The organism is Pseudomonas sp. NY15181, from assembly GCF_048068055.1.
GTDB lineage: Bacteria > Pseudomonadota > Gammaproteobacteria > Pseudomonadales > Pseudomonadaceae > Pseudomonas.
This window is the reverse complement of the sequence record NZ_JBLUPT010000027.1, coordinates 1-716: the sequence shown is the minus strand read 5'-3', so window position 1 is coordinate 716 and position 716 is coordinate 1. Positions and strand designations below refer to the sequence as shown.

Annotated in this window: 1 protein-coding gene; it reads left to right on the top strand. The window is 68.6% G+C overall.

Going from position 1 to position 716, the window contains the following annotated elements; genetic code table 11:
- On the top strand, positions 1 to 716 hold a 716-nt coding region (locus ACNFBT_RS27170; protein WP_416753896.1), incomplete at both ends, for a methyl-accepting chemotaxis protein.

The following is a 716-nucleotide window of genomic DNA, read 5'->3' as shown; positions in this document are numbered from 1 at the left end:
ATCCGCGACGTGAAATCCTCGGTGCATGACGCCCGCGCCACCGCCGACCAGTCCTCGGAGATCGCCAGCCAGACCAGCGCCGGCATGCAGCAGCAGTTCCGTGAGGTCGACCAGGTCGCCACCGCCTCCCAGGAGATGAGCGCCACCGCCCATGACGTCGCCAACAGCGCGGCGATGGCCGCCGATGCCGCCCGTGGCGCCGACGGCGCGACCCGCGATGGCCTCAGCGTGATCGACAACACCACCCGCCTGATCGACGAACTGGCCAGCGACATGAGCAGCGCCATGAGTCAGGTCGAGGGCCTGGCGGCGAGCAGCGAGCAGATCGGTTCGGTGCTGGAAGTGATCCGTGGCATCGCCGAGCAGACCAACCTGCTGGCGCTCAACGCCGCCATCGAAGCGGCCCGTGCCGGCGAAGCCGGGCGTGGCTTCGCGGTGGTCGCCGACGAGGTGCGCAACCTCGCCAAGCGCACCCAGGATTCGGTGGAGGAAATCCGCCAGGTCATCGAAGGCCTGCAGAACGGCACCCGCGACGTGGTCGGTGCGATGAGCAACAGCCACCGCCAGGCGCAGGACAGCGTGAGTCAGGTGGAGCAGGCCGTGGCCGCGCTGAAGCGCATCGGTGACGCGGTCAGTGTGATCACCGACATGAACCTGCAGATCGCCAGCGCCGCCGAGGAACAGAGCGCGGTGGCCGAGGAGATCAACCGCAACGT